The organism is Bacillus atrophaeus, assembly GCF_001584335.1.
GTDB lineage: Bacteria > Bacillota > Bacilli > Bacillales > Bacillaceae > Bacillus > Bacillus atrophaeus.
In genome coordinates, this window is the sequence record NZ_LSBB01000021.1 from 26440 (window position 1) to 47634 (window position 21195).

General features: G+C 42.0%; 22 protein-coding genes. 1 reads left to right on the forward strand and 21 read right to left on the reverse strand.

Annotation, left to right across the window (positions count from 1 at the left end):
- Positions 1–122: 122 nt before the first annotated feature.
- The 18 genes from mfd to metG all read right to left on the reverse strand — a co-directional run bounded on the left by mfd (position 123) and on the right by metG (position 18481).
- Positions 123–3656 (reverse strand): transcription-repair coupling factor, encoded by a 3534-nt coding sequence (mfd, locus tag AXI57_RS18820; protein WP_061670930.1) that lies wholly within the window; start codon positions 3654–3656, stop codon positions 123–125.
- A gap of 69 nt (positions 3657–3725) precedes the next feature.
- Positions 3726–3956 carry an anti-sigma-F factor Fin gene (locus tag AXI57_RS18825; protein ID WP_003328578.1) on the reverse strand — a complete coding sequence of 77 codons (231 nt, stop codon included), beginning with the start codon at positions 3954–3956 and terminating at the stop codon, positions 3726–3728.
- A 56-nt stretch (positions 3957–4012) separates the two neighbouring features.
- Positions 4013–4579: an aminoacyl-tRNA hydrolase gene (gene pth / locus AXI57_RS18830; RefSeq protein ID WP_003328579.1), complete on the reverse strand. Its 567-nt coding sequence runs from the start codon at positions 4577–4579 to the stop codon at positions 4013–4015.
- Positions 4580–4680: 101 nt separating this feature from the next.
- Positions 4681–5298 (reverse strand): 50S ribosomal protein L25/general stress protein Ctc, encoded by a 618-nt coding sequence (locus tag AXI57_RS18835; protein ID WP_003328580.1) that lies wholly within the window; start codon positions 5296–5298, stop codon positions 4681–4683.
- Positions 5299–5380: 82 nt separating this feature from the next.
- Positions 5381–6334: a ribose-phosphate diphosphokinase gene (locus tag AXI57_RS18840; RefSeq protein ID WP_010787401.1), complete on the reverse strand. Its 954-nt coding sequence runs from the start codon at positions 6332–6334 to the stop codon at positions 5381–5383.
- A 16-nt stretch (positions 6335–6350) separates the two neighbouring features.
- Entirely contained in the window at positions 6351–7727 is a 1377-nt protein-coding gene (gene glmU, locus AXI57_RS18845; protein ID WP_061670931.1) for a bifunctional UDP-N-acetylglucosamine diphosphorylase/glucosamine-1-phosphate N-acetyltransferase GlmU, read from the reverse strand.
- 191 nt (positions 7728–7918) lie between these two features.
- Positions 7919–8212 carry a septation regulator SpoVG gene (gene spoVG / locus AXI57_RS18850; RefSeq protein WP_003328583.1) on the reverse strand — a complete coding sequence of 98 codons (294 nt, stop codon included), beginning with the start codon at positions 8210–8212 and terminating at the stop codon, positions 7919–7921.
- A gap of 194 nt (positions 8213–8406) precedes the next feature.
- Complete coding sequence (gene ridA, locus AXI57_RS18855) at positions 8407–8784, reverse strand: 2-iminobutanoate/2-iminopropanoate deaminase (RefSeq protein ID WP_061670932.1); 378 nt, start codon at positions 8782–8784, stop codon at positions 8407–8409.
- Positions 8781–9638 (reverse strand): pur operon repressor, encoded by an 858-nt coding sequence (gene purR / locus AXI57_RS18860; protein ID WP_061571119.1) that lies wholly within the window; start codon positions 9636–9638, stop codon positions 8781–8783. Before purR ends, ridA begins: the two co-directional genes overlap by 4 nt.
- A 56-nt stretch (positions 9639–9694) precedes the next feature.
- Positions 9695–10564, reverse strand: a complete 870-nt coding sequence (gene ispE / locus AXI57_RS18865; protein ID WP_003328587.1) for a 4-(cytidine 5'-diphospho)-2-C-methyl-D-erythritol kinase — start codon at positions 10562–10564, stop codon at positions 9695–9697.
- 147 nt (positions 10565–10711) lie between these two features.
- Positions 10712–10897, reverse strand: coding sequence for a small, acid-soluble spore protein, alpha/beta type (locus AXI57_RS18870; protein ID WP_003328588.1), 186 nt, complete (start codon positions 10895–10897; stop codon positions 10712–10714).
- Between the two features lie 161 nt (positions 10898–11058).
- Positions 11059–11319 (reverse strand): biofilm formation stimulator Veg, encoded by a 261-nt coding sequence (veg, locus tag AXI57_RS18875; RefSeq protein ID WP_003328589.1) that lies wholly within the window; start codon positions 11317–11319, stop codon positions 11059–11061.
- Between the two features lie 209 nt (positions 11320–11528).
- Positions 11529–12404 (reverse strand): sporulation peptidase YabG, encoded by an 876-nt coding sequence (yabG, locus tag AXI57_RS18880; RefSeq protein ID WP_010787394.1) that lies wholly within the window; start codon positions 12402–12404, stop codon positions 11529–11531.
- Between the two features lie 175 nt (positions 12405–12579).
- Positions 12580–13458, reverse strand: coding sequence for a 16S rRNA (adenine(1518)-N(6)/adenine(1519)-N(6))-dimethyltransferase RsmA (gene rsmA, locus AXI57_RS18885; RefSeq protein WP_061670933.1), 879 nt, complete (start codon positions 13456–13458; stop codon positions 12580–12582).
- Positions 13451–14011 (reverse strand): ribonuclease M5, encoded by a 561-nt coding sequence (gene rnmV, locus AXI57_RS18890; protein WP_003328592.1) that lies wholly within the window; start codon positions 14009–14011, stop codon positions 13451–13453. Before rnmV ends, rsmA begins: the two co-directional genes overlap by 8 nt.
- A 146-nt stretch (positions 14012–14157) precedes the next feature.
- Positions 14158–15483 (reverse strand): G5 and 3D domain-containing protein, encoded by a 1326-nt coding sequence (locus AXI57_RS18895; protein ID WP_061670934.1) that lies wholly within the window; start codon positions 15481–15483, stop codon positions 14158–14160.
- 157 nt (positions 15484–15640) lie between these two features.
- Positions 15641–16408, reverse strand: coding sequence for a TatD family hydrolase (locus AXI57_RS18900; protein WP_061670935.1), 768 nt, complete (start codon positions 16406–16408; stop codon positions 15641–15643).
- Positions 16409–16486: 78 nt separating this feature from the next.
- Positions 16487–18481 (reverse strand): methionine--tRNA ligase, encoded by a 1995-nt coding sequence (gene metG, locus AXI57_RS18905; protein ID WP_061670936.1) that lies wholly within the window; start codon positions 18479–18481, stop codon positions 16487–16489.
- A gap of 486 nt (positions 18482–18967) precedes the next feature.
- Here metG and abrB point away from each other — a divergent pair, with 486 nt between their 5' ends.
- Positions 18968–19258, forward strand: a complete 291-nt coding sequence (gene abrB, locus AXI57_RS18910; RefSeq protein WP_087941801.1) for a transition state genes transcriptional regulator AbrB — start codon at positions 18968–18970, stop codon at positions 19256–19258.
- Between the two features lie 51 nt (positions 19259–19309).
- Here abrB and rsmI read toward each other — a convergent pair whose 3' ends face one another.
- The 3 genes from rsmI to AXI57_RS18925 are packed head-to-tail and all read right to left on the reverse strand — an operon-like array spanning position 19310 to position 21192.
- Positions 19310–20188, reverse strand: a complete 879-nt coding sequence (gene rsmI / locus AXI57_RS18915; RefSeq protein ID WP_034717636.1) for a 16S rRNA (cytidine(1402)-2'-O)-methyltransferase — start codon at positions 20186–20188, stop codon at positions 19310–19312.
- The gene (locus AXI57_RS18920; protein ID WP_003328599.1) at positions 20163–20462 is read right to left on the reverse strand and encodes a GIY-YIG nuclease family protein; all 300 of its coding nucleotides are present in this window, start codon (positions 20460–20462) and stop codon (positions 20163–20165) included. Before AXI57_RS18920 ends, rsmI begins: the two co-directional genes overlap by 26 nt.
- Positions 20449–21192 carry a tRNA1(Val) (adenine(37)-N6)-methyltransferase gene (locus AXI57_RS18925; RefSeq protein ID WP_003328600.1) on the reverse strand — a complete coding sequence of 248 codons (744 nt, stop codon included), beginning with the start codon at positions 21190–21192 and terminating at the stop codon, positions 20449–20451. The genes AXI57_RS18920 and AXI57_RS18925 overlap by 14 nt, the downstream gene beginning before the upstream one ends.
- Positions 21193–21195 lie beyond the last annotated feature (3 nt).

The window sequence follows — 21195 nt, forward strand, 5'->3', positions numbered from 1 at the left end:
TCTCTTTCATTTGATGATATATATGGGAAAGACCTAAAGCTGTCTACTTTATGTACCTTCCGCCTCGCTTGAAATTAGTATCCGTCACATCAAATGTAATATACACCAGAGAGTAACAAAATTTATGATGAAGCAATGGTTTGTTTTTTTACTTTTTTGAGTCCTTTTAGCATCCCGAGTACGGTTTCCAGCCATTCGTCTGTTTTTCTGCCTTTGGTTTGAATGGAGATTTTTAATTTTTTTCCTTCCATTCCCAGTCCGATTTGTCTGCCGTATTTATTTCCCAGCTCAAACAATTTCTGACCGTCAATTTCAGCGCTCGCAGACTCAGTAATTGTAAATCTGACCGCGTCTTTGTCCTGTTTAATCAATTCGACCCGCTCATTTTTTGCGTAAACCTTCATTTCAGCGACGGTAAATAAGTATTCCACTTCTTTCGGATAATTTCCAAATCGGTCAATCATTTCATCTTGAAGCTCATTTTTTTCTTCAAGTGTTGCGACTGATCTAAAGCGTTTATACATATCTATTTTTTGTTTTCCGTCTTGTATATAGGTTTCCGGAATATACGCATCAAGTTCCACGTCAATTTCGGTTTCAAATTGCTCAGATTTCGACGTGTCTCCTCTGCGCTCTTCAATCGCTTCCTTGAGCATTTGTGAATAAAGATCAAAACCGACTGAATCAATAAATCCGTGCTGTTGAGCGCCAAGAAGATTTCCGGCTCCGCGAATCGTCAAGTCACGCATTGCGATTTTAAAACCAGATCCCAGCTCCGTAAATTCTTTAATGGCTTGAAGCCGTTTTTCCGCTACTTCCGTCAGCACTTTGTCTCTGCGATATGTGAAATAAGCGTAAGCTACGCGATTGGAACGACCGACACGTCCCCGGAGCTGGTAGAGCTGGGAGAGGCCCATCTTATCGCCGTCAAACACAATAAGGGTGTTCACATTCGGTATATCCACGCCTGTCTCGATAATAGTGGTGCTGACAAGAACGTCTGATTCCCCTTCCAGAAAATTAAGCATAACACTTTCTAATTCATTTTCTGTCATTTTCCCATGGGCATAAGCCACTTTGGCGTCAGGGACAAGCATGGAGATCTCATCCGCTTTCCGCTCGATGTCATCGACACGATTGTATAAGAAATATACCTGGCCTCCGCGGGCCAATTCCCGTTCAATCGCTTCTCTTACAAGAGCTCCGTTATATTCAACAACGTATGTCTGCACAGGAAAACGATTTTCAGGCGGTGTTTCGATAACAGATAAATCCCTTACCCCGAGCATAGACATATGCAATGTTCTTGGGATCGGTGTCGCCGTTAATGTTAATACATCAACATTTGCTTTGATTTGTTTGATTTTTTCCTTATGCGTCACGCCGAAACGCTGCTCCTCATCTATGATGAGTAAGCCCAAATCCTTGTAAACGACATCCTTTGATAAAAGGCGATGAGTCCCGATCACCATATCCACAGTTCCGTTTTTCAAACCTTTAATCGTCTCGTTCGCTTCTTTTCTTGTCCGGAATCTGCTGAGCAGACCAACCGTAAGCGGATAGTCTTGGAATCGTTCCATAATCGTTTCATAGTGCTGCTGAGCCAATATGGTTGTCGGCACGAGTAATGCAACCTGCTTGCCGTCTGCAATTGCTTTAAACGCCGCACGTATGGCGACCTCTGTTTTACCGTAACCTACATCTCCGCACAGCAGGCGGTCCATCGGCCGTTCTCTTTCCATATCCTTTTTGATTTCATTTATAGAGCGCAGCTGGTCTTCCGTTTCTTGATAAGGGAAGGCTGATTCGAATTCGCGCTGCATTTCATGATCAGGTGAGAAGGCGTAGCCTTTGCTCGCTTCCCTTTCTGCGTAAAGCTTGATGAGGTCGTCAGCAATATCCTGAACAGAGGTTTCTACTTTTTTCTTTACGCGCTTCCATTCACTGCCGCCCAATTTGTAAAGCTTCGGCTCTTTCCCTTCTGAACCGACATACTTTTGGACTTGGTCAATTTGTTCAACGGGTACGTAGAGCTTGTCGCTGCCTTGATAATGAATGTTTAAATAATCTTTATGGATTCCATTGATTTCAAGGGTTTCAATTCCTAAATACTTACCGATCCCGTGATTCACATGAACAACATAATCGCCGACCTGAAGCTCTGAATAGCTTTTGATTCGTTCTGCGTTTGTAAGCTTTTGTTTTCTCGGCTTCTTTTTCATGCGATTTTTAAATAATTCTTCTTCTGTGATGACCGCAAGCTTCATCAGCGGCAGTTCAAATCCTGACTGAAGCTCGCCCTCCATGACATACACCTGTCCTTGGGCAAGGGCTTTTTTGTTGTCAATCATAGCGGCTTCTATTTCATAATCAGCAAGCACAGACGAAAGTCTTTCTGTCCGCTCCCTATTTGCCCCTAAAAATACCACTGTGAAATTTGATTTTTTGAATCGTTCCATTTCACTTGCAAGGACATTCATTTGGCCATGGAAGCTCTGCATTTGTCTGCTGGATACATTGACGATGTTTTGCGGGCTCGTATGCTGTACGTGGCGCAAAAATAAAGAATAGTATAAAATAGGTCGCTGCTGTTTGGACACTAGATTTTGGAAGCTGAAGGACAGACTGATGTCATGCAGAATTTTCCCTTCCTCTAAAAGATTCGTCACAAATTCCGCTTCTTCTTTTTGAAGCTGTTCTTCCATTTCGTGAATCCGGCTGACTTCATCTAACAAAAGAAGAGTATCAGGCGGAGTATAATCTAGCAAACTAGCAGGTTTCTCATAAAAATATGAGAGATACTTCACTAACTCCTGATCTGTTTGGCCTTCTGACAGACGCTCTTTATCATGAGAAATATTCATGTGGAGAATCTCTTTTTGTTTATCCGCCTTTACCTTTTTCAGACTGGCAGCAAGCCCTTTATCTATTTTTTCAATCGCGCGGGCTTTTTCCTCCGCTCGGATAATCAGTTCTTTCGCCGGACCGATACTGACGGAAGTAAGCGTTTCAATTGATCTTTGATCATCTGAATTAAAGGTGCGGATAGAATCAACTTCTGTATCAAATAATTCGATCCGTACCGGATGTTCAGCTGTTAATGGGTAAATATCTATTATTCCGCCGCGAATACTGAATTCGCCGGGTGCAGAAACCATATCGGAACGCTCATACCCCACTTCTACAAGGCGTGAGGACAGCTGATCCGGCTCTATATCTTCACCAGTTGTAATTGTCATTTGGCTGTTTTTCCAGACATCGACGGGCGGAAGCATTCTTCTGACCGCTGCCACAGGGGCAACGACAATCGGCGTTTCACCAGCCGTCAATCTGTTGATGACGTCAAGACGCTGTGCACGCAGTTCAGGGCTTGCCACTGCAATTTCAGAAGATATCAGTTCATTGACTGGGTATAAAAGAACAGACTGATCCTCCAAGAGAGCAGTCAAGTCTTCCGTTACTTTCTGGGCTTGATACAGATTATGCGTGATTAAAAAAATGGGCTGATTGATTTTCTCCGAAAGGGCGGAAGTAAACACAGACCGCGCGGAACCTGACAGACCCGCGAGCAGTTGTTCCCTTAAACCCTCGTGTAAACCGGTTACGATGGATTTAAAGTCATCGCTTTCTTTAATAAAGGTTTGAATGTTATCCATATGGCCCCTCCTCTCTGTTTCCTATAAGAACAGAAAAATGCTTTGGTCTAGTGTCTACACCAAAGCTTTTTATTGAATAAATGTTTGATATTCATGAAAATGCGGATTTCGTTCAAGAGCCTCTTGGCAGTCTTCACAAATTGTAAGAACATGGACATCTCCATTATCTTTATAAGAAATCATATCGTTTCTTTCCTCATTTGTTAAGTGATGAAATCCAAGTAAATCCGTTGTGACGAGTGATTGTTCAAGGCTTCCTACTTTAACGCCGCAATGTCGGCAGTAATAATGCAAAGCCATACGCCGAACCTCCTGATAAAGTCGTTTTCAGCTAGTATGGGCTTCGATTATTTATCTTATACATTCGCGTTAAATTCGTTCATTACCTCTAAAAACGGTTTGCTTAATGAAGCCTCACAAGCTTTTACTGATTTTGAAATCGCTTCATCGATGGCAGGCGCTTCTTCTTTTGTGAAGGCTCCTAACACATAGTCAACTACTTTCATACCATTTACAGGACGTCCGATTCCGATTCGGATCCGGTCGAATTCAGACGTGCCTAAATGCTGAATGAGCGACTTAATGCCGTTATGCCCCCCGGCGCTGCCTTTCGTCCGCAAACGAATTTTACCTGCCGGCAGATCCAGATCATCATAAATCACTTTTAGCTCTTCATTCCCCACGTCATAATAATCCATCAACGGCCTCAAACATTCTCCTGATAAATTCATATATGTAAGCGGTTTAACAAGTAGAACCTTTTGTCCGGAAACAAATCCGGTTCCGTACAAACCATTAAATTTAGTCTGATTCAGCTCAATATTCCATTCCTTTGCGAGCTGGTCTATTGTCATAAAGCCTACATTGTGTCGTGTATTTTCATAATTCTTTCCCGGGTTTCCCAGACCGGCAAGCACAAGCATGGCGAATCCTCCCTTAGTTACGTAAGCTCGCGCAGGCGAGCTATAATTCTTCTCATTCTAGCACAAAAGACGTAACCGCGGGAGGGTTACGCCTTAAGCCATTATTGATTTTCGTCTTCGCCTTCAGGCTGACCGCCCGTCTGTTCCTCTTCCTCCCCTTCAGCCGCTTCTTGCTGCTGAGGCGGAAGAATAGAAGCCACCACTTCATCTGACTCATGATTAAAGGAGTATTCGCCGTCAGCTGATAAGTCTGCAATCGTCAACACATCGTTAATATCAAGACCGGATATATCCGCCTCAATGGATTGCGGTATCGCTTTTGGCTTAGCTTTTACAGAAAGCTCATACAGCGGCTGCTGCAATACGCCTCCCTCTTTTACTCCGACTGATTCTCCAGTCAAATGAATAGGAACATCCACTTCAATGTCTTCACTCATATTCACAACTTGAAAATCAGCGTGAGTGACTTCGTTTTTCAGCGGGTCAGTTTGAAGCTCAGACACCATCACGGCATGTTTCTTTCCGTCGATGTCAATCGTAATAATCGTGTTTTTCCCTTCATCCCGCAGTGTTTTAATAAGTTCTATACTGTCTAGGGAGACGGGTGTGTTTGTCGTTTCTTTACCATATATAATACCTGGAACATGTCCTGAAGTACGGATTTTTCGAAGAGATGAACGTTTAAAATCCGTTCTTTCTTTTGCTTTTAAAGTTGCCATATTCAGCACCATCCTATTATCGTTTTCTCGTCCTAATAGAACAATACCCATAACGATTAGGATTTAAACATCGGCCGCCGAATTAGCTGAATAAAAAGCTGACAGATTGCTTTTCGTGAACGCGGATAATGGCTTCTGCCAAAAGCGGGCCTACAGAAAGCTGCTTGAATCGCTCAATTTTCTTTTCTTCAGGAAGTTTGATGCTGTTTGTCACAACAAGCTCCTTGATTCTTGAGTTATTGATCCGTTCAACAGCAGGGCCGGATAATACAGGGTGTGTACAGCACGCATACACTTCTTCCGCCCCGTTTTCAACAAGCGCATTAGCGGCAAGCGTAATTGTACCCGCAGTATCGATAATATCATCAATAAGAATAGCAGTCTTGCCTTCAATGTTACCGACAATATTCATGATTTCCGCCACGTTTGGTCTCGGACGGCGTTTATCAATAATCGCAATCGGCGCTTTCAATCGGTCTGCAAGCTTGCGCGCACGTGTCACTCCGCCATGGTCAGGGGAAACGATCACGATATCCTTAAGGTTCTTGCCTTCAAAATATTCTCCTAAAATCGGAACACCCATCAAATGGTCAATCGGTATATCGAAGAAACCTTGGATCTGCGGCGCATGCAGGTCAAGGGCGATGACACGGGTCGCACCGGCAGTTTCAAGCAGATTCGCAAAAAGCTTAGCCGTGATCGGTTCACGCGCTCTTGCCTTTCTGTCCTGGCGAGCGTATCCGTAATATGGAATGACGATATTAATGGTTTTCGCAGAAGCGCGTTTTAGCGCGTCTACCATAATCAGCAGCTCCATGATATGCTCATTGACCGGGTCACTTGTAGATTGAATGATATAGCAGTCGCAGCCGCGAATACTTTCTTCAATATTGATTTGAACCTCGCCGTCGCTAAATCTTTTAACAGAGCACTTCCCTAACTGAACTCCAACATTATCCGCAATTTCTTTTGCAAGCTCTGGATTAGAATTCAAAGAAAAAATCTTTAAATTCTTATCTCCGTATTGATTAGACATGGATAAACCTCCGATTTTAGGATTGTTTTTTATGAATTTTTTTCACATAGTCATCTTTATTTACTTGTCTTGCTCTGGCAATGGCAAGCGCTTCGCCAGGCACATCCTCCGTTACCGTTGAGCCGGCAGCTACATACGCGCCTTTTCCGACTGTAACTGGAGCGACTAAATTGGAGTTGCAGCCAATAAAGGCGCCGTCTTCAATTTTCGTCAAAAATTTATTTTTCCCATCATAATTAACAGTAATTGATCCGCAGCCCAGATTCACGTCCGCGCCTACTTCAGCATCACCGACATAACTTAAATGAGAAGCCTTGCTTCGGTCTCCGAATTGAGTTTTCTTAACCTCAACAAAATTGCCGATCTTTACCTCGTTGCCGATAGTCGATTCCGGTCTGATGTGAGCGAACGGGCCTATATTGACATCATTCCCAACTTTACTGTTATTGACAACTGATTGTTTAATAACAGTGCGGCTGCCGATTGAGCTGTTCTCAATCTCTGAATGAGGACCGATGATTGAATCTTCTCCGATTTGAACCTGACCCTTGATCACGGTTCCGGGATAGATTACAGTATCGCTTCCGATGACGGCTTCCGGGGAGATATATGTGTTCATCGGATCAATCAGGCTTACGCCGTTTTGCATATGCCGTTTATTAATCCGCTGTTTCATAAACAATTCTGCCTGAGAAAGAGCGACTCTATCATTAACTCCGAGCGTTTCTTGGAAATTACCAGTCTGGTAAGCAGCAACAGTTTCGCCTTCATTTTTAAGAATTTCAATGACATCAGGAAGATAATATTCGCCCTGCACGTTGTCGTTGGAAACCTGTTCGATGACACGAAAAAGAGCCTCGTTATCAAAACAATACGTTCCGGTATTGATTTCTTTCACAAGACGTTCCTGATCTGAAGCGTCTTTATGTTCCACGATTTTTTGAACCGCTCCGCTTTCACTACGGATGATGCGTCCATATCCGGCCGGATCATCTGCTACAGCGGTCAGAATCGTTGCTTTTGCGTCTTTTTCTTTATGTTCCTTCAGCATTGCTTCCATTGTCTCTGCAGTTAAAAGCGGTGTATCTCCGCATATAACAATGGTAACTCCTTTTTCACCTGTAAGAAAAGGTTTTGCCTGTTTGACAGCATGGGCTGTTCCAAGCTGTTCGGCTTGAAGCGCATACTCGCTTTTTTCTCCGAGCTGCTTCTTCACATCTTCGGCTCCGTGTCCGACAATGGTAACAAGCTTAGCTAAAGATAATTTGAGAGCTTCGTCTACAACATGCTCCACCATAGGCTTACCGCAAACTGGATGAAGGACTTTATAAAGCTTTGATTTCATTCTCGTGCCTTGTCCAGCCGCTAAAACAACTGCAAACCGCTTATCCATTTAATGGCCTCCAATATCCCTTTTATCCATAGAAAAATATATCCTAAATATGCGTTGATTTCAAGGAGACTTCATTAAGTGCAAGAATTTTCTATGTAGCGGGTTTATAATTGAAAAATCAGAATTAAAAAAGGACCGCTAAATAGAGGCCCTTTGATCAGCCGTCTAAGCAGTCCTTGCTGTTTGTTATTTTAAGAAGCCCCAGCTTCTTCATATTCTAATGCTTCAGTGTCACCCAAACGATGGTACTCATTTAACACAGCATCTTGAATCTTTCCACGTGTGCTAGAATTAATGGGATGAGCAATATCACGGAACTCTCCATCAGGGGTGCGTTTACTCGGCATCGCAACGAAAAGACCATTGTTTCCATCAATCACACGAATATCATGTACGACAAATTCGTGATCCAGCGTGATGGATGCAATCGCTCTCATGCGACCATCGGTATTCACGCGGCGTAATCTTACGTCAGTAACTTCCACAGTAGTTCACCACCTTTTCCCTATATAAAAGCATTAGTCTAACAATTCCACGATTCTTTTTAAATTCCTGCTTAATTCAAAAATATTTTTTGAAAATATAGGATAATAATGCACAAATAGGTCATACCGCAGTTATCCCGGCATAAAATAAATAAAAAAGTGATCCTGAGCGCTCAGAATCACTTTTTTCTGTGTTATTTAACTAACGCAATTACTTCAATTTCCACTAACGCGTCCTTAGGGAGTCTGGCTACTTCAACGCAGGATCTGGCTGGTTTGTGAGTGTTGAAGTATTGTCCGTATACTTCATTAACTTCACCAAACTGTTCCATATCAGCGATAAATACGGTAGCTTTCACAACTGTTTCAAAAGAAGCGCCCGCCTCTTCCAAAACTGCTTTCAGGTTGCTGAATACTTGATGAGTTTGCTCAGTAATCTCGCCGTTTACCATTTCGCCGGCGGCAGTCAAGGGAATCTGGCCTGAACTGTAAAACATATTATTGACAATAATTCCTTGAGAATACGGTCCTATCGCTGCTGGTGCATGTTTTGTGTGGACTGCTTTTGTCATTTTTCTGTCTCCCCATTCTTTAAAAGGTTTTCTTTAAAAAAACGCAGAAAATTGCCATTTTGAATCTCAATTGATTTATCTTTCATGTTGATTTTTGAAAGAGTAAGAAGAGACATATACTCATCTACGAGACGTTCATCTACTCCTTCAGCTTCAACCAAGACACCGATCCCCGCTACATTAGCATTGAACTCATCTAACAGGTTAATCATACCATTAATCGTGCCGCCCGCTTTCATAAAGTCGTCAATAATCAAAACGTTTGAACCCGTTTTCATACTTCTTTTCGCGAGAGACATGGTTTGAATACGATTAGAAGATCCAGAAACATAGTTAATGCTGACTGTCGACCCTTCTGTTACTTTATTATCTTTTCGTACGATAACTACAGGAACATTAAGAAAGCTTGCAGCTGCATAAGCTAGCGGAATGCCTTTTGTCGCAACTGTCATGACAACATCTATATCCCTTTCCGCAAATACAGAAGCGAACAGCTTCCCTACTTTAGAAAGAACAGATGGTTTTCCTAAGATATCCGTTAAATATAAATAACCGCCCGGAAGGATACGCTCAGGGTTCACTAATGACTGTCCAAGTGTCTGCACAAACTCTTCCGCTTCAGCATGCTTGACCTTTGGTATATATTTGACTCCTCCAGCAGCTCCCGGAACAGTGAGCAATGTACCGATTCCTTGCTGCTCAAAGGTTTGTTTAATAATTGTTAAATCTTCACTGATGGATGATTTTGCAGATTGATACCTTTCCGAAAAAAAGGTCAATGGTATTAATTCGTGCGGATGGGTTAACAAATAATTTGTTAAGTCCACCAATCTGCCGCTCCGACGAAACTTCATGAACTTACCCCCAAAATCCGAATAATTTTAAAAATAATATAACTTAACATACGGATTTAATCAAGGGCATTCTGTTCGCCGATCATTCTGACAGCATAAACCTGGTCACAGAAACCTCTTAACCCGTTATATATTCTTTGTACCTTTGATTCATACTGAACCAGCCCGAAAACAGTCGGCCCGCTGCCGCTCATTAAAACGGCATCTGCCCCAAACCGCTTCATTTGATTTTTAATCATAGCCACTTCCGGATGCATATCAAGCGTTACGGATTCCAGTACATTTCCTAACTGGCCGCATACCTTCTGAAAACTCTTTTCTTCAATGGCCTCAATCATGCCGTTTACGTCCGGGTGCTCTACTTTATCAAGCTTTAATTGCCTATATACTTCTGCTGTGGACACACCTACAGTCGGCTTCGCAAGAATTACCCAGCAGTGCGGAGGCGCACTAATATGCCTGATTCTTTCTCCTCGCCCGGTCGCAAGAGCAGTTCCTCCATATACACAAAACGAGACATCTGATCCGATTTCAGCCCCAAGCTCTGCAAGCTCTTCAACAGAAAGGTTCAATTTCCACAGTCTGTTCAGCCCTCTGAGCGTAGCCGCTGCGTCGCTGCTTCCGCCCGCAAGGCCCGCTGCCACCGGAATCACCTTTGTGATCATGATGGAAACTCCTTTTTTCACCTTGTATCTGTCTTTGATAAGCTTGGCAGCCTGATAAGCCAAGTTTCTTTGGTCGTCTGGAACAAAGCGATTGTGTGAGGCTACCCTTACTTCATCCTCAGCAATCTCTGTCAGTTCAATCCGATCAGCCAGATCGATTGTTGTCATAATCATTTCGACTTCATGATAACCATCCGGGCGCTTTTTCGTGACGTCGAGTGACAGATTTATTTTGGCCGGCGCTTTTTCTAAAATACGCATAGCTTTCACCTACTTCTCCATCTAAACATAAGTATGAACATTGTATCACATTTGAAGAGCAGGAGGTATATACCGATAAAGCCGGCAATCAAGTATTCCATGATAAATTCAAAAAACCGGGGAACAAAAGTCCCCCGGGCCACTGCCTTATCGGTTATTCTGATTCTGAGCCATTTGCTGTTCGGCTAATTCAATTGCCCGCTTAACCATATTACCGGCATCACGAGCACGAATGCCTCCCCAACCTTCATTTTTTACGGTGTCGTAAAAACCAAGGTCTTTCGCCAGCTCATATTTAAACTCATCTGACATAACTCCACGACGTCTGCCCAAACGAAACAGCCCCTTTCAGAGATGATAGCCATTCGTGCACGCCACGATAAAACATGTGACCCTTTTATCATTTGTTTAATCAGATGAAACTTTCAAGAAAATTATTGGGAAATCATTTTTTAGACAAAACAAAAAGCAGTGAACAAAAGATTCACTGCCCGTTAAAATGCCAATGAGCTTGCTGCATCATCATTGAATCGTAATTCAACCGTTGCAGTCAAAATATCTGCATAACTGTATGAAACTCTTTCAAACGAATTCTCGTCTTGGTCTAATTGTATCACAAAAACAGAAGGGTACGTCTCAGCTAAAATGCCCGAACGCTCAATCGTTTTTCGGCGGCCACCGTTTGCTTTTAACGTCAGCCGTTTACCTAAATTCCCATCAAGCGATCTTTTAATGTCGGACAACGTCTTCGCCATTGCATCCACCTCACTACACTTATTGTACAACAAGAGCCCATTTTTGTCAAATAAAATTTAAATTATATCAACGTTAATAAGCTATTGTCAACAAAATTATTTTGACAAAATTCTTTTGATTCCTTTGATATTTTCCGCAAGTTTCGGTAAATTATGTATCATTATGTAAATTTAAAAACCCGCATACACGAAATATGCGGGTTTTCATTTTATTGATTTGACTTAAACGGCATACCCACTCTAAGCACACCCCGTGTTTCAATGCCGCCTAATCCCTTTTCTCTGGTCAGCGTGTTACGGAGCACATCCCATACATTGACCCGGTCCATAAAGGGCGTAAAACTGATTTTCGCTACGATATAAACGGGATCGAGGGCATGAATGTTCACCCTTGAAGGAGAGCTTGCGAAATTGGCTCCCGCTCTTATTAAGGATTCAAAATGCGATTGGCAGGCACCCGCAAAAATGACAAGCTGGTCCAAGTGCGGTACTTTTCGCCTTGCTTTCTGGACTGTTTCGACAAAGTGCTTTGAATGTCTGTAAGCACTCAAATCATCAATACCGCCTTTTTGCTTGGAATAAGCGTCGTGGCCGGTGATGACTAAAATGTCAGGTCGATATTTGTCGAGTAATTCGTCAATCGAAGCGGCCATTTTCTTTTCATGGCAATGAATGCCGTAAACGGGTACACCTATTTTCTTGTAGACGGCGAGACATTTTTTCAAATATGCTTCATCACCATCCAGATGCAGCACTTTTCCCGGCATATGAAAATAGTGCTCTTGATGCTGATACTGGCTTGTGGCATGATACTCCTGTTTTTCACGAAGCAATTTATAATCTTGGCGAAGCAATTCAAGCGATTCATTCATCCTGGTCTCGTCTTTCTTTCTCCGCATCAGCTGCTCATCTTTTTGAACCGCCACCAAATCAGAAAAATCAGCATCTGCAATCAATCTCACTTCATCACCATGCAAAATAGCGATTGTATTACCCTTGCTTGTTTGTTCTATGCCTATAATCCGAAATAAAATATCCATTTGATAGGATTTTCTGACTACCATATCCCCTATTTGAAATTGCATGTTACTCACTCCACACATAGACTAAGCCTCATTGAGAAAGAAAGAGCCTTTCTGAAGGCCCTCTCTTCCCCTGCGACGCCTGAAAAGTCCAAGCTTTCCTTACGGCTGAATATAAGGTCCTTCTCTAGCCTATGTGCCGGCAGTCCATGTGGTGACGCAAAATAAAAAAGCCCTCTTAGAAAAGGGCTTTATACAATCCATTAGACAAGGCCGCAAATTCATCAATGGATAATGCTTCGCCTCGGCGCTTGCCGTCAATTTGTGTTTCTTTCAAGACTTCCTCAATGATTGGTTTCTTTTCTTTCCCTTGAGGAAGGTTGTTCACCAGATTATTTAAAAGGGTTTTACGGCGCTGAGCAAAGCTTGCCTTAATCAACTGAAAGAAAAAGGCTTCATTCACCACATCGACAGCAGGACCCTCACGAAGCAGCAGCCGAATAACAGCTGAATCTACATTAGGCTGAGGGACAAATACTGTTTTCGGAACGGTCATTACTGTTTTTGCTTCGGTATAAAACTGCACGGCAATTGAAAGTGAACCATACTCCTTCGAAGACGGATCAGCCGCCATACGCTCCGCAACTTCTTTTTGCAGCATCACAACAATCCCTTTTAACGGAAGATTTTCTTCCAACAGCTTCATGATAATCGGAGTTGTTACATAATACGGAAGGTTTGCTACAACCATGATCTCATCACAATCATGAAATTGCTCTTCGATGACGGTCCGTACGTCAGCCTTTAGCACATCCTGATGAATGACGGTTACATTATCGTAAGGAGACAATGTATCTTTCAGAATCGGAAGAAGGCGCTGATCGATTTCAAAAGCGACGACCTGCTTTGCCCGTTTGGCGAGCTGTTCAGTTAAAGCCCCTATTCCCGGACCGATTTCAATCACACCGGTTCTCTCTGTCACTCCTGCATGATCCACGATTCTGTCTAAAATATTCGTATCAATCAGGAAGTTCTGCCCTAAGCTCTTTTTAAAAGAAAAACCGTATTTTTTCAGTATTTCTTTCGTTCTAATCGGCGTCGCTATGTCTTTATTCATTCTGTTCCTCCCGCAGTACATCATCAAGTGCACTCATAAAATCGCTTTTTGTAATTTGAAACATTTGCAGCCGTTTCTGAAGTTGTTTTCCATTTGTATAGCCTATCTTTAATATATCGCCAAGCCTTTCACGACGGCGTTTTGCAGCAGAACCGCCAATCAGCCCGGCATGGATTAAATCTTCAGCAGCAATTTCGCTTGGCTGATCTTCCATTTCTTCATGAACGTTTTGCAAGCAAGCTCTGATGCTTTCAATCGAAGCGTGCTCCACTCCGATTCCCCGTTTATTCTTAGGTTTGGCAAGATGCTTCGGCAAGAAGGCATGCTTGCATCCGGGAACAGCCTCAGATATGGTTTTACGGATTTTTTCGCCCGGAAAGTCAGGATCGGTCAAAATAATGACGCCCCTTGTCTCCTGCGCCAAGCGAACCTGTTTTATCACATGGTCACCGATTGCTGAGCCGTTTGTTTCAATTGTATCCGCATCAACAGCCAGCTTTATACGCGCTGTATCGTCGCGACCTTCGACCACGATAATTTCTTTAATTTTCATTGCTGCCTCCACATAAAAAGTAAAAACTTTTTTATATTCAAACGAAACTTTCCCTCATTTTAAGCGTCTAATAAACAGAAAATACACTCCATCTATTATAACGAAAAAAACAGAGGGCGCAAAACCCTCTGAATACATACTCAAATTTAGTTAAGAACTTTAATCGTGACTTGTTTGTTTCCCCATCGGTAAGCGGCCGATTTTTCAGGGAAAAAGACGTCAATTTTCTTTCCTTTAATAGCAGACCCAGTATCAGCGGCGATGGCATAGCCATACCCTTCCACATGGACTTTAGAGCCCAGCGGAATAACGTTGGGGTCAACTGCAATAACTTTTGCGTCCGGATTATTCTTTAGGTTGACACCCGTAGCCGTGTGGCCGGAACAACCGCTGCAGCTTGCCGTATAAGCCGTAGAAGATACAGTAAGCACTTTACCTGTTGATTCATTGCTGCGTGATACAGTGTCAGAAGCTTGATTATCAGCAGATGATGCCGCGCCGACCTTTTCAATCTTCGGACTGGTTTGCTTTGTGCCGACAGCAATGACTTTATCTTCACTTTGTTCAGCTGTTTCTTCTTTTACAAGCTCTCTCGAAACTTCCTTGCCGTTTTCCTTCACAACATCATAATGTTTTTTGAGCTTGCCTTCTTTTCCTTTTTGAACGACCTTTTCTTTCCCTTGTTCAAGAGATGCGTCTTCTTTTTCTTTCACTTCAAACGCTATTTTTTCTTCAACTACATCGGTGACCTTTTCGATACGAGTAATATGAATATCAGCCTTTCCTTTCGTCAGCTTATCGTCTAACGCAGGCTTGATTTTATCTTCGTCTTTTATGTTCATCTTGTGCTGTTTTAAAAAGTCAGCGACCGTAGTCGAAGTCGTCCATATCTTTTTCTCTTTCCCAGCGTCATTTACGGTGACCTGAAACGCGGGATCTATGGTTATCTTCATGTCTTTAGAAATTTCTGTATCTATTGCAGGATCTATTTGATCGTGTTCTTTCACATCAAAATCTTGTTCGTCCAGTAATGCACCGACTGTTTTTGCCGTTGTCCATAATGTCTTTTCTTCCCCGTCTCTTGTAAGCTCGACAGGTTTTGCAGCTGCATACACAACATTCATGTTAGCTGTTATCTTTGTCTGTTTAGAAGGGGTGATCTGGTCTTCTTCTCTTGTCTTTATGTCCAGAGCCTCTAAAAGCTCCCCTACAGTTTTTGCATGTGTGCGCATTTGTTCCTTTTTGCCATTGATAGAAACTGAGATTGGTTGTTTCGTGAGCTCATGAGCCCCGTACGCAGTCCCGCTTCCTGCCAATAGCAAACAAGCAGCAATCAGAATGACTTTGCTTTTGCTAAGCTTTACGGAAAACAGCTTTTTCATTTTTTGTGTGATGAAAAACGCCTCCTTCTCCTCGGAGAGATTATATAGAGTATCTAAAAGGCTGTCAACCCTCCTTTCTTTTCCTCCCAAAAGCTCAGTGTGTATTCCTAATTATGCAAAACCGAACCTGGAAAAGGAAGAAAGACTTGTCGACAAACCTATCCTATGAGAAGAAGAAAGCGTGTAGAACTTTTTTGAATCGTCGTTGAAAAGGACAAGCCCCAACAAAAGGCAACAGCGTATGCTGTCAGTTTATGCGGAAAAGTCTTTTCGCGTTTTCTGTCGTGACAGCTGCCACTTCCTCATAAGTCATGCCCTTTAATTCAGCAATTTGTTCAGCGACATATTTAACATAGCTTGGTTCATTTCTTTTTCCCCGAAAAGGATGCGGCGTAAGAAAAGGACAATCCGTTTCAATCAATAAACGATCATTTGGAATTTCTTTTACAACTTCTTTTGGTTTTTTTGCGTTTTTAAATGTCACCGGGCCTCCGAAGGATAAATAAAAATTCATGTCCATACATTGCCGTGCGACTTCCACACTGCCTGTAAAGCAATGCATGATTCCCCCGACGGCCTCCGCGCCTTCCTCCTTCAATATAGTTACAACATCCTCGGTTGCATCACGATTATGAATAATGATCGGAAGGCGAACTTCTTTTGCGAGAGCTATCTGTTTCCTAAAGACTTCCTTCTGCACATCTTTAGGTGATTTATCCCAGTGATAATCTAAGCCCATTTCACCAATAGCTACCACTTTTTCATGAGCGGACAGCTCCTTTATCCATAACAGGTCTTCATCCGTCATATCAATGGCATCAACCGGGTGCCAACCGATGGCAGCGTACATAAAATCATACTCCTCAATGAGTTCCATCGCCCGTGTGATTGTCGGACGGTCAAAACCTACCACTACAACATGGTCGACTTTTTCCTCTCTTGCCCGCTGAACCACTTCTTCTAAATCTGTATCATATTGTTCGGCATTTAAATGCACATGCGTGTCAAATAACATATATAAAAACTCCTTTCTTGTCGAAAACACAAAGGGTGTTCGACGAATTGTTACACGTGAAACACCCTTTGTTTGATATTATTTAATTCTTGTGCCTTTTGGTAAGGACTGGTCAATAGAGACGACTGATAACACGCCGTCAGCTTCTCCGGCAAGGATCATTCCTTGAGAAAGCTCTCCTCTTAGTTTGACTGGTTTTAAATTTGTTACACATATTAATTTTCTGCCGACAAGCTGTTCAGGAGTGTAATGCTTCGCAATTCCTGATACAACTTGGCGTTTTTCAAATCCAAGATCAAGTTGCAATTTCAATAATCGGTCAGCTTTTTTCACAGGTTCTGCTTGAAGGACTTCGGCCACCCGAAGCTCTACATCCATGAACTGATCAATTGTAATTTCAGGTAAACGATCGACCTCTTGCGGCTCTTCTTCTTTTGTCTCTTCTTGACCCGGAGCTGTTCCTTGCATTTTCTCTTTAATGTAGGCAATTTCTTCTTCAGCTTCAAGACGAGGGAATAAAGGATCGCCTTTTTGAACTTTTGTTTTATTCAGCTGGCCAAAGCGCGTGATACTGTCCCAAGCTTTTAAAGCCTCATCAGTTATGCCTAACTGTTCAAACATTTTTTTCGGTGTTTTTGTTAAGAATGGCTGAAGTAGCACAGCTGAAATACGCAACGACTCAGCCAAGTGATACATAACAGATTGTAATTCTTTTTCTTTCGCCGGATCCTTAGCTAGCACCCATGGAGCAGTTTCATCAATATATTTATTTGTACGGCTGATCAGCTGCCATAATGTCGACAAGGCCACTGAGAATTCCATGTTTTCCATAGCACGTTCATACGACTTTACCGTTTCTTCAGCAACGGAAGAAAGAGTTTGGTCAAATTCAGTGATTGTCCCTTCATATGAACCAAGATTTCCGTCAAAATATTTGTTGATCATCGCAACGGTACGGTTTAAAAGGTTTCCTAAGTCATTCGCCAAATCATAATTAATCCGTTCCACAAATCCTTCTGGCGTAAACACACCATCTGATCCAAACGGCACTTCACGAAGAAGGTAATAACGAAGTTCATCTAAACCATATCGTTCAATCAATGTTACCGGATCAACGACATTCCCTTTAGATTTCGACATTTTTCCATCCTTCATCAGCAGCCAGCCATGTGCGAATACTTGCTTAGGCAATGGGAGATCAAGAGCCATCAGCATAATCGGCCAATAGATCGTATGGAAGCGCACAATTTCTTTTCCGACTAAATGAACATCGGCAGGCCAATACTTCTGATAAAGCTCATCATTTTCAGTATCAAAGCCCAGTGCGGTTAAATAATTAAACAAGGCGTCAATCCATACGTACACGACATGCTTTGGATTTCCCGGAACCTTTACGCCCCAGTCAAAAGTGGTGCGTGAAACGGCTAGATCCTCTAGTCCAGGCTTAATAAAGTTGTTAATCATCTCATTTTTACGTGATTCCGGCTGAATGAAAGTAGGATTTTCCTCATAGAAAGCCAAAAGACGATCCGCATATTTACTCATACGAAAGAAATAAGACTCCTCTTTAATTAATTCAACAGGATGTCCGCTGTCAGGGCTTTTCCCGCCGACTACTTCACCTTTTTCATTCCGTTCAATGTCAACAAGCTGCGTTTCCGTGTAGAACGTTTCATCTGGAATGCTGTACCAGCCTTCATATTCATCGAGGTAGATGTCTCCGTTATCAAACAATTTTTGAAACACTTTTTCAATCACAACTTTATGCCGGCTCTCTGTCGTCCGAATAAAGTCATCGTTAGAGATTTCAAGCTGCTTCCATAGTTTTTGAATATCGGCCGCTGCACGGTCTACATATTCCTGCGGTGTGATATTTTCTTCTTCCGCTTTTTGCTGAATCTTTTGGCCGTGCTCATCCGTTCCCGTTAAATAGCGAACATCAAAGCCCTTTAATCTTTTGTAACGTGCCATTGCATCTCCTGCCACTGTTGTGTAGGCATGGCCGATATGTAATTTTCCGCTCGGATAATAAATCGGTGTTGTAATATAGAATGTATTTTTGTCTTGCGGCATCTTGAAACCTCCCAATCAGAATGTCAAAAAAACTCCCGCCCAATGGACGAGAGCGGCTGTTAACTGATATACAATATGTTTTATATTTTGTCCTCTATCTATGATACCATCTTAGCCTTTAAGATCAAGGATATATACATATGGAGAAAAAAGAGAATAAAAATTAAAAATCTTTAATGAAAATAAAAAAAGTCTGTTCATGTCGAATTTTGTCGTATATAATCTACTGATATAAAAAACTTTGGTTCGAAAGTCTTGATTTAAAAGCTTTTTTAGTAGGATAATGGCTTTATGAAAGAGCATATAAAAGCTGTTATTTCAGTATTTTCAAGGACTTTATTGACTATAAGAACTAATTCTTACAAACAATAGTAAACAAAATGATTGACGATTATTGGAAACCTTGATATGCTATGAATGTAAGGATTTTGTCGAATAATGACGAAGATAATTATAATTTACAAATAAGTATCTCTTGGGAGGAGAATGTTTATGAAATCTACTGGTATCGTACGTAAAGTTGATGAACTAGGACGTGTAGTTATTCCTATCGAACTGCGCCGTACACTTGGAATCGCAGAAAAAGACGCTCTTGAAATTTATGTTGATGATGAAAAAATCATCCTTAAAAAATATAAGCCTAACATGACTTGCCAAGTAACTGGTGAAGTTTCTGACGATAACCTTAAACTTGCAGGCGGCAAATTGGTTCTTAGCCAAGAAGGCGCTGAGCAAATCATTAAAGAAATCCAAAACCAGCTTCAAAGCCAAAAATAAGCTGACTTTTTAAAAAAAGCCGTTCTTGTCACGACACAAGAACGGCTTTTTTTATTGCTGAATATGATAAGCGTCATAAATCTCCCGCTTTGGGACATTGCGGTCAACAGATGCTTTTTTAATAGCTTCTTTAGACGTGGCCCCTTTTTCAATATAATGCTCCACATGTTCTTTTTCAGTCAGGTTTTCCCACCATTGAATCTCTTCCTCTGGTTCTGTGTTCCTATTTCCTTCGACAACAAGACAAAACTCACCGCGAATTTGATCTTCACCGGCCCATTTCATGGCTTCAGAAATCGAACCTCTGATAAATTCTTCATACTTCTTAGTCAGCTCTCGTGTCACCGCAATTTCCCGATCACCTAAAGCGTCTAACATGAGCGACAGTGTTTCCTTTAATCTGTGCGGAGCTTCATAAAAAATGATCGTCTCTTGACGCTTTTTCAGGATCTCCAGTTCTTTCTTCTTTTCTTTCTTTTGTCTGTTTAGGAATCCATAGAAGAAAAAGGGCTGCGGAACGATACCGGAAGCAGTCAGCGCTGTTAATGCGGCGTTCGCGCCAGGCAATGGAACAACATAGCCGCCGATTTCCGTAAAATCCCTGACGATTTCCGCTCCCGGATCAGAAATGGTCGGCATTCCCGCATCACTGACTAACGCGACATTTTTCCCGGATTTCAGCCATTCAATAATTTTATAGCCGCTGCTTTCCTTATTGTGTTCGTGATAACTGACGAGTGAAGTTTCTATCTCATATACATGGCAGAGTTTCTTTGTTTGTCTGGTGTCTTCGGCAGCGATTACATCCACTGACTTCAGAGTGTTTACTGCCCGGAATGTCATATCTTCTAAATTACCGATAGGGGTTGGGACAAGATAAAGAATCCCCATTTCTGACTTTCCATTAAAGCTCATTTGGCGCCTTAACATAGACTGCCTCCTTACTGTTCCGTTTTTCTTCTATATAAAGTTCTTTTTTCTTGCGTGTCAGCGTTTTGAAATAATATTCAACCTGCATCGCTTCCCGCTTAGTTGAGTATGCTTCTGCAAATAGTAATGTAACAGGCCGTCTTGCTCTTGTATACTTTGCGCCCTTTCCATCGTTGTGTGTTTTCAGGCGTTTTTGCAGATCATTTGTATATCCTGCATATAGACTGTTGTCCTTACATTTCAAAACGTAAAAGTAATGATTATTTGTCTCCATATAAAATGGTCCTGATTTCTTTTGTATATTCATTTTGATCATCATACACAAATAGCGGAGGGAGTATTTTTAAGTCAGGACGCCCGCCTTTTATGCCTTCTACTAAAATGGTGTTTGCTTCTTTGCCCTGTTTAGGATACACAAACTGAACACGTTTCGGTTCAATTTGATACGCCTTCATCAGCTCAAAAATCTCCAAAAGCCTTCCCGGCCGGTGAACAAGCGCAGCTTTTCCTCCCTGCTTTAACAGTTTGCTGCTGACGGAAATGACATCCTCAAGCGTGCAGTGAATTTCATGCCTGGCTATTCTGAGATGCTCATTCAAATTTTGTTCTGTTTGTTTCGGTGTTTTAAAATAAGGCGGATTACATGTGACCACGTCATATTTATTGTGCCCCAGCTCTTCCGGCATATTTTTCAAATCATCATGAATGATCTTAATTTGGTTTTGCAGCTTATTAAACTCCACACTGCGAACCGCCATATCGTGCAATCTTTCCTGAATTTCAACTCCAATGATGTCCGCTTTTGACCTCGTGCTTAACAAAAGAGGCACAATGCCATTGCCCGTACATAAATCCACTATTTTTCCTTTTTGAATCGGCACATATGCAAACTTCGATAACAGCACTGCATCTAAAGAAAAAGCAAACACCGTGGGGCTTTGTACAATTTTCATGTCTTCAGCCAACAAATAATCCAATCTCTCGTCATCACGTAATGAAACCATAAT

Excerpts from the sequence above, each read along its gene's own strand:
- veg (WP_003328589.1), bottom strand. The coding sequence starts at position 11,319 with ATGGCGAAGACGTTGTCCGACATTAAAAGATCGCTTGATGGGAATTTA.
- AXI57_RS18900 (WP_061670935.1), bottom strand. The coding sequence starts at position 16,408 with ATGTTATTTGACACGCATGTGCATTTAAATGCCGAACAATATGATACA.
- rsmI (WP_034717636.1), bottom strand. The coding sequence starts at position 20,188 with ATGTTAAGGCGCCAAATGAGCTTTAATGGAAAGTCAGAAATGGGGATT.
- abrB (WP_087941801.1), top strand. The coding sequence starts at position 18,968 with ATGTTTATGAAATCTACTGGTATCGTACGTAAAGTTGATGAACTAGGA.
- mfd (WP_061670930.1), bottom strand. The coding sequence starts at position 3,656 with ATGGATAACATTCAAACCTTTATTAAAGAAAGCGATGACTTTAAATCC.
- AXI57_RS18925 (WP_003328600.1), bottom strand. The coding sequence starts at position 21,192 with ATGGTTTCATTACGTGATGACGAGAGATTGGATTATTTGTTGGCTGAA.
- AXI57_RS18825 (WP_003328578.1), bottom strand. The coding sequence starts at position 3,956 with ATGGCTTTGCATTATTACTGCCGACATTGCGGCGTTAAAGTAGGAAGC.
- AXI57_RS18920 (WP_003328599.1), bottom strand. The coding sequence starts at position 20,462 with ATGGAGACAAATAATCATTACTTTTACGTTTTGAAATGTAAGGACAAC.
- AXI57_RS18835 (WP_003328580.1), bottom strand. The coding sequence starts at position 5,298 with ATGGCAACTTTAAAAGCAAAAGAAAGAACGGATTTTAAACGTTCATCT.
- ridA (WP_061670932.1), bottom strand. The coding sequence starts at position 8,784 with ATGACAAAAGCAGTCCACACAAAACATGCACCAGCAGCGATAGGACCG.
- rnmV (WP_003328592.1), bottom strand. The coding sequence starts at position 14,011 with ATGAAAATTAAAGAAATTATCGTGGTCGAAGGTCGCGACGATACAGCG.
- yabG (WP_010787394.1), bottom strand. The coding sequence starts at position 12,404 with ATGCAATTTCAAATAGGGGATATGGTAGTCAGAAAATCCTATCAAATG.
- purR (WP_061571119.1), bottom strand. The coding sequence starts at position 9,638 with ATGAAGTTTCGTCGGAGCGGCAGATTGGTGGACTTAACAAATTATTTG.
- rsmA (WP_061670933.1), bottom strand. The coding sequence starts at position 13,458 with ATGAATAAAGACATAGCGACGCCGATTAGAACGAAAGAAATACTGAAA.
- glmU (WP_061670931.1), bottom strand. The coding sequence starts at position 7,727 with ATGGATAAGCGGTTTGCAGTTGTTTTAGCGGCTGGACAAGGCACGAGA.
- metG (WP_061670936.1), bottom strand. The coding sequence starts at position 18,481 with ATGCCGCAAGACAAAAATACATTCTATATTACAACACCGATTTATTAT.
- AXI57_RS18840 (WP_010787401.1), bottom strand. The coding sequence starts at position 6,334 with ATGTCTAATCAATACGGAGATAAGAATTTAAAGATTTTTTCTTTGAAT.
- pth (WP_003328579.1), bottom strand. The coding sequence starts at position 4,579 with ATGCTTGTGCTTGCCGGTCTGGGAAACCCGGGAAAGAATTATGAAAAT.
- ispE (WP_003328587.1), bottom strand. The coding sequence starts at position 10,564 with ATGCGTATTTTAGAAAAAGCGCCGGCCAAAATAAATCTGTCACTCGAC.